This is a genomic window from Mesorhizobium sp. M7A.F.Ca.MR.148.00.0.0 (assembly GCF_003997735.1).
GTDB lineage: Bacteria > Pseudomonadota > Alphaproteobacteria > Rhizobiales > Rhizobiaceae > Mesorhizobium.
In genome coordinates this window covers 9,970-16,974 of sequence record NZ_RZTB01000122.1, presented here as the reverse complement: position 1 = coordinate 16,974, position 7,005 = coordinate 9,970, and the positions used below count along the sequence as shown (strand labels likewise).

The following is a 7,005-nucleotide window of genomic DNA, read 5'->3' as shown; positions in this document are numbered from 1 at the left end:
TACACCATGCCGAGTGCGGCCTTGTACAGATCGAGGATGGTTTCCTCTTCCTGACGCTCGGCCTGGTCCTTCTTGCGCAGCCGGATGATCGTGCGCATCGCCTTGGTGTCGAAGCCGGTGCCCTTGGCCTCGGCGAACACTTCCTTGATATCGTCGGAAATGGTTTTCTTCTCCTCCTCGAGCCGCTCTATGCGCTCGATGAAGGCACGCAGCTGGCCGGCGGCAACAGTCTGGCTGGTATCGGTGATATCGTCGGCCATATTTTTCTCCACATCGTTTCTGCGCCGCGACTCGGGATGCATGCAGCGGCGAATTGAGCGGGCTCGATGCCCGACCGGCGGCGGCGGGTCAAGCTGTTATCGATGATCGACTAACGCTGCCGCCACGATGCGGACAGCCATCCCCAGGAAGGTATCAATTAGCTGAAAGCGATCAGCAGATCCTTCGCATCGATCTGGTCGCCGGCCTTGACCAGCACCTCGGCGACCGTGCCGTCGCGCTCGGCATGCAGCGCCGTCTCCATCTTCATCGCTTCGATGGAAAGCAGCACGTCACCGGCCTTCACAGCCTGGCCGGCAGCCACCGAAAGCGCCGAGACGACGCCCGGCATCGGTGCGCCGACATGCGCCTCGTTGCCGGGTTCGGCCTTGCGGCGGGCTTTGGCGGCGGACGCGCCATGCGCCCGGTCGGGCACCTTGACACGACGCGGCTGGCCGTTGAGCTCGAAGAACACGGTGACCATGCCCTTCTCGTCGACATCGCCGATGGCCAGGCAGCGCACCACCAGCGTCTTGCCCTTCTCGATGTCGACGAAGATCTCGTCTTCCGGCTTCATGCCGTAGAAATAGGTCGGCGTCGGCAGGACGCTGACCGGTCCATAGGTTTCCTGCGCGCCGGCGAAATCCGTGAACACCTTCGGATACATCAGCCACGAGGCGAATTCGAACTCCGACAGCTTGCGCTCGAGCTTTTCCTCGATTTCCTTGCGGTTGGCCTTGAGGTCGGCTGGCTTGAGCAGCGAACCGGGCCGCACCGTGATCGGCTTGTCGCCCTTCAGCGCCTTCCTCTGCAGCGCCGTCGGCCACCCGCCTGGCGACTGGCCAAGATCGCCGCGCAGCATCGAGACGACCGAGTCCGGAAAGGCGATATCCTTGTCCGGGTTTTCGACGTCGGCAACGGTCAGGTCCTGGCTGACCATCATCAATGCCATGTCGCCGACGACCTTGGACGACGGCGTCACCTTGACGATGTCGCCGAACATCAGATTGACGTCGTGATAGGTCTGCGCCACCTCGTGCCAGCGCGTCTCCAGTCCGAGCGAGCGCGCCTGTTCCTTCAGATTGGTGAACTGCCCGCCCGGCATCTCGTGCAGATAGACTTCCGAGGCCGGCCCCTTGAGGTCGCTTTCAAAGGCGGCGTACTGGTTGCGCACCGCTTCCCAGTAGAACGAGATTTTCCTGATCCATTGCGGGTCGAGACCGGGGTCGCGTTCGGTGCCCTTCAGCGCCTCGACGAGCGAGCCAAGGCATGGCTGCGAGGTGTTGCCGGAGAAAGCATCCATCGCCGCGTCTATGGCGTCGACGCCGCTTTCCACCGCCGCCAGCACCGTCGCCGCCGACAGGCCCGACGTGTCGTGGGTGTGGAAATGGATCGGCAGGTCGGTCGCCTCGCGCAGCTCCTTGAACAGCACGCGTGCCGCCGCCGGCTTCAACAGTCCGGCCATGTCCTTGACGGCAATGATGTGGGCGCCGGCCGCCTGCAATTCCCTGGCCAGGCCGACATAGTATTTTAGGTCGTATTTCGCCCGCGCCGGATCGAGGATGTCGCCGGTATAGCAGATCGCCGCTTCGATCAGCTTACCCTCGGCGCCGACCGCATCCATGGCGACGCGCATGTTGTCGACCCAGTTCAGGCAATCGAAGACCCGGAACAGGTCGATGCCACCGCTTGCTGCCTGCTTGACGAAATGCTGCACGACATTGTCGGGATAGTTGGTGTAGCCGACGCCATTGGCGCCGCGCAGCAGCATCTGCAACAGCAGATTGGGCGCCGCCTCGCGCACCAGCGACAGCCGCTCCCACGGATCCTCGGTGAGGAAGCGCATGGCGACGTCGAAGGTGGCGCCACCCCAGCATTCCAGCGATAGAAGCTGCGGCAAGGCGCGCGCATAGGTACCGGCGATGCCGGCAATGTCATGCGTTCGCACACGGGTGGCGAGCAACGACTGGTGGCCATCGCGCATCGTCGTGTCGGTGACCAGCACTTGCCTCTGATCGCGCATCCAGGCGGCGAACTTCTCCGGCCCGAGCACATCCAGCTTCTGCTTGCTGCCGCCGGGCACATTGCCGTTGAGGTAAGGCACCACGGGTGCGGCCGCATCGGCCTTCGGCTGCGGCCGGCCGCGCGTCTCGGGATGGCCGTTGACGCTGACGTCGGCGAGATAGTTGATGAGCTTGGTGGCGCGGTCCTGGCGCTTGACCTGCTGGAACAGTTCCGGCGTCGTGTCGATGAACTTGGTCGTGTAGGAATTGTCGGCGAAGCTCGGATGGTTGATGATCGCTTCGAGGAAGGTCAAATTGGTGGCGACGCCGCGGATGCGGAACTCGCGCAGCGCCCGGTTCATGCGGGCGATGGTCTCGGCCGGCGTCGGCGCCCACGCCGTCACCTTCTCCAGCAGCGGATCGTAGAAGCGGGTGATGACAGCGCCCGAATAGGCAGTGCCGCCATCGAGGCGGATGCCGAAGCCTGTTGCGCCGCGATAGGCGGTGATGCGGCCGTAATCGGGGATGAAATTGTGCTCGGGATCTTCGGTGGTGATGCGGCACTGCAGCGCGTGGCCGTTCAGCCTTATGTCCTTCTGCGCCGGCACGCCTGATTCCGGTGTGCCGATGGCAAAGCCGTCAAGGATGTGGATCTGCGCCTTGACGATATCGATGCCGGTCACCTGCTCGGTGACGGTGTGCTCGACCTGGATGCGCGGATTGACCTCGATGAAATAGAATTTGCCGGTGTCGGCATCCTGCAGGAACTCGACCGTGCCGGCGCCGATGTAACTGGTCTCGCGGGCGATCTTCAGCGCATGGCCGCAAAGCTCCTCGCGCTGCGACATTTCGAGATAGGGCGCCGGCGCCCGCTCGACGACCTTCTGGTTGCGGCGCTGGATCGAACAGTCGCGCTCGAACAGGTGCACGGCATTGCCATGGGTGTCGCCCAGCACCTGCACCTCGACGTGGCGAGCACGTTCGATCAGCTTTTCAAGATAGACCTCGTCCTTGCCGAAGGCGGCTTTCGCCTCGCGCTTGCCTTCGGTGACTTCACGGGCAAGGTCGGCTTCGGCGCGGATGGCGCGCATGCCGCGGCCGCCGCCGCCCCATGACGCCTTCAGCATCACCGGATAGCCGATTTCCTTGGCCAGTTTCTTGACCGCCTCCATGTCATCCGGCAACGGATCGGTGGCGGGGATCACCGGCACCCCGACCTCGATGGCGAGATTGCGCGCCGCGACCTTGTTGCCGAGTCGCCGCATTGTGTCCGGCTTCGGGCCGATGAAGGTGATGCCGGCCTCGGCACAGGCATCGGCGAATTCGGGACTTTCCGACAAGAGGCCATAGCCGGGATGAATGGCATCGGCACCCGACAGCCTGGCGACGCGGATCACCTCCTCGATCGACAGATAGCTTTCGATCGGCCCCATGTCCCGGGTCAGATGCGGCCCGCGTCCAACCTGGTAGCTCTCGTCGGCCTTGAAGCGATGCAGGGAGTATTTGTCTTCCTCGGCCCAGATCGCCACGGTTTTGAGGCCGAGTTCGTTGGCCGCGCGAAAAACGCGAATGGCGATTTCGGACCGGTTGGCGACGAGGATCTTCGTGATGGCCAAGGACTGGGCTCCAGCAACGGAAGGAAGAGAAATCGGCGCAATGATTAGCGTGAAAATGCTGCAGTGCAAACGAAATTGACGTGCGCTTAAACCGATTGAAATGGAATCATTGCGCCAGAAGCCCTTCGCATTCATCCGAACAGCAAGAAAAGCGCCGGCTTTGCAGCTAGCGCACGATCATTCACCGGCTAAGGACCCGGCTCTGTCGGCCGCCCCCTGAACGTGATGGCAAAAGAAAATGCCCGGCGCGAGGCGCCGGGCATCCGTGAACGGTCTGGAGACTGACGCTTACATCTTCTGGATGTAGGTGTACTTGCCGTCGTCGCCCTTCTTCCATTCGTACATGACGTAGCCGGGCAGCGTCGGGTCGCCCTTGGCGTCATAGGACAGGTCGCCGAGCACGGTCTTGAACGGGCCGTTTTCATGCAGCGCCTTGGCAACTGCCTGCGGGTCGTTCGACTTGGCAACGGTCGCTGCTTCGGCAAGCGCCTGCACGGCAGCGTAGGCGTAGAGCGTATAGGCTTCCGGCTCGAAACCCTGCGCACGGAACTTCTCGACGAGTTCCTTGTTGGCAGGGATCAGGCGCGGATCCGGGCCGAACGTGTTGAGCGTCCCCGCAACCGCGTCGCCCGCGATCGAAGCCAGCTCGTTCGACACGATGCCGTCGCCGGAAATCAGCGTCGCCTTGAGGCCCTGGTCGGCCGCCTGGCGGATGATCAGGCCGGCTTCGGTATGCAGGCCGCCCCAATAGATGATGGAAACGCCGGCTTCCTTCATCTTGGCGATCAGCGCCGAGAAGTCCTTGTCGCCGACATTGATGCCTTCGTACATGACTTCCGTCACGCCGGCGGCGTTCATCGCCTTCTTGGTTTCGTCGGCAAGGCCCTGGCCGTAGGTGGTCTTGTCGTGCACGACGGCGATCTTGGCGTCCTTGAAGTTTGCGGCGAGATAAGCGCCGGCGATGCTACCCTGCTGGTCATCGCGCCCGCAGGTGCGGAACACGTTCCACAAGCCGCGCTCAGTGAGCTGCGGGTTGGTGGCAGCCGGGGTGATCTCGACGATGTTGTTTTCCGCATAGACTTCCGACGCCGGGATCGAGACGCCCGAGTTGAAGTGGCCGACCACGAACTTGACGCCGTCGCCGACGAACTTGTTGGCAACCGAGATGCCCTGCTTCGGATCGGAGACATCGTCGCCGACTTCGAGCTTGATCTGCTCGCCGTTGATGCCGCCCTTGGCATTGATGTCGGCGACAGCCGCTTCCGCACCCTTCTGAAGCTGTGCGCCGAAGGCGGCATTCGGACCGGTGATCGGGCCGGCAACGCCGAACATTACATCGGCCCACGCGTTGCCGCCGAACGCGACAAGCGCGGTCAGGGCTACGGCGGACAAAAGTGACTTTTTCATTTAAACGCTCCCATTTACGGAGTGGGCGTGGATGAAGCTTTCATGCGATGCCCACCCTTATCGCAGAAAGCATAGTTTGCCGATTTTCAGGCACTTGTCACGCCGATTCAATTCCGAGGCGGCGTTAATGATGAACGTCAACCTTTCGGTTTCCAGCTCAAGAGTGAAGCTCTTTCGTAGAGCCAATTATACTGTGTCACCATCTGGTTGGTGCGCGTGTATTGGTAGCCGACGAAGCCGAGGATCATCAGCACGATGGTGTCGACGACATAATAATGCAGCGAGAACATGGTGCCGCCGAACAGCGCGTGATGGATGAAGCGGATCGCGATGCCGAGGCCCAGCATATAGGCGAACAGCTGGATGAAGCTGCGCCACGTCTGAGCACTGGCCTTGCCCGTCATCCACGCCGCCCAGCCGCCGAGCAGACAGGTGACGAAGAAGAACTGCCAGATCGAGGGTTCCTCGTAAAGAATGCCCTGCATGGTGAAGTCTCCTTAGCATGACCCGAAAAGTTGCGGACTTTCCGGACAAAGATCATGCGACAAACAAACAATTTGGAGCGGAATGGCGGATGCACGCATTCCGCTCCGAACTCAGTGGTGTCCGCCTTCGAGATAGGCGGCGCGCACTTCCGGATTGGCGAGCAGCTCCTTGCCGGTGCCGCTCATCGTCACATTGCCGTTGACCATGACGTAGCCGCGCGTGGCGAGCTTGAGCGCGCCGAAGGCGTTCTGCTCGACCAGGAACACGGTCAGCCCCTGGGTGCGGTTCAGTTCGCGGATGGCGTCGAAGATCTGCTTGACGATCAGTGGCGCGAGACCCAGCGACGGCTCGTCGAGCAAAAGCAGCTTCGGCCGTGCCATCAGCGCGCGTCCGATCGACAGCATCTGCTGCTCACCGCCCGACAGCGTGCCGCCGCGCTGGGTGATGCGCTCTTTCAACCGCGGGAACAGCGTGAACACCTTCTCGACGTCCTCGTCATAGTGCTTGAGGTTGTCGAGGCTGGCGCCCATCTGCAGGTTTTCCATCACCGTCATGCGCGGAAAGATCCGCCGGCCCTCGGGCGACTGGGCAATGCGCATGCGCGCGATCTCGTGCGTCGGCATCTGGGTGATGTCGGTGCCGGCAAAGGTGATGGTGCCGGCGCGAGCGCGCGGCGCGCCGAAAATAGTCATCATCAGCGTCGACTTGCCGGCGCCGTTGGCACCGATCAGCGCCACGATCTCACCTTCCTTCACAGTGACATCGACGCCGTTCAGCGCCCGGATGTTGCCGTAATAGGTCTGCACGCCCTTGATATCGAGCAGCGTTGTCGCGGCCATCATTTACGCCCTCCGCGCGGCTTGGCTGTGGGAGGTTTCGCGGCCGGCTTGGCCCTCACCCGCTCGGACGGCTTTCTGGGCGCGGCATTGGCTCTTGCGTCGACTTGACCCGCCTTTGATGCGCCCTTGGCGACCGTAACCCGCTCACCTGAACTGTGGCCCACCGTGTCGGTCACCGGCCCGGCGAGATAGGACGACGATGTCCCCGGACCATGTGCGTAATCCGGCCCGGTATCGAGCTGTTCGATCACATCTTCGTCGCCGACTTCGGTAAGAACCGCCTCGACTTCCTCGTCGTCGACGCCGAGATAGGCGGCGATGACGCGCGGATCCGTGCGCACCGATTGCGGACTGCCGTCGGAGATCTTGCGGCCGTACTCCAGCACCACGACATGG

5 protein-coding genes and 1 pseudogene are annotated in these 7,005 nt (G+C 62.5%); all 6 read right to left on the bottom strand.

The features are described 5' to 3' along the window. Window positions 1–260, bottom strand: a 260-nt coding sequence (locus EOB49_RS28380) for a DUF2312 domain-containing protein (RefSeq protein WP_013529099.1), incomplete at its 3' end; no start/stop codon positions are given. A gap of 158 nt (window positions 261–418) precedes the next feature. After that, window positions 419–3,877, bottom strand: a complete 3,459-nt coding sequence (gene pyc, locus EOB49_RS28375) for a pyruvate carboxylase (RefSeq protein WP_127382924.1) — start codon at window positions 3,875–3,877, stop codon at window positions 419–421. Between the two features lie 288 nt (window positions 3,878–4,165). Continuing rightward, a complete protein-coding gene (locus tag EOB49_RS28370; protein ID WP_127382923.1) occupies window positions 4,166–5,284 on the bottom strand; it encodes a branched-chain amino acid ABC transporter substrate-binding protein in 1,119 nt (372 codons plus the stop codon). A gap of 137 nt (window positions 5,285–5,421) precedes the next feature. Beyond that, window positions 5,422–5,769, bottom strand: coding sequence for a DUF6867 family protein (locus EOB49_RS28365; protein ID WP_023811804.1), 348 nt, complete (start codon window positions 5,767–5,769; stop codon window positions 5,422–5,424). 111 nt (window positions 5,770–5,880) lie between these two features. Continuing rightward, the gene (locus EOB49_RS28360; protein WP_127296224.1) at window positions 5,881–6,609 is read right to left on the bottom strand and encodes an ABC transporter ATP-binding protein; all 729 of its coding nucleotides are present in this window, start codon (window positions 6,607–6,609) and stop codon (window positions 5,881–5,883) included. Further along, a pseudogene (locus EOB49_RS38045) lies at window positions 6,609–7,005 on the bottom strand (ABC transporter ATP-binding protein); the annotation flags it as partial. The pseudogene EOB49_RS38045 and the gene EOB49_RS28360, both read right to left, overlap by 1 nt.

What these genes read in the sequence shown, in the direction of transcription:
- EOB49_RS28370 (WP_127382923.1), bottom strand. Translation starts at nt 5,284, where the DNA reads ATGAAAAAGTCACTTTTGTCCGCCGTAGCCCTGACCGCGCTTGTCGCG.
- EOB49_RS28360 (WP_127296224.1), bottom strand. Translation starts at nt 6,609, where the DNA reads ATGGCCGCGACAACGCTGCTCGATATCAAGGGCGTGCAGACCTATTAC.
- EOB49_RS28365 (WP_023811804.1), bottom strand. Translation starts at nt 5,769, where the DNA reads ATGCAGGGCATTCTTTACGAGGAACCCTCGATCTGGCAGTTCTTCTTC.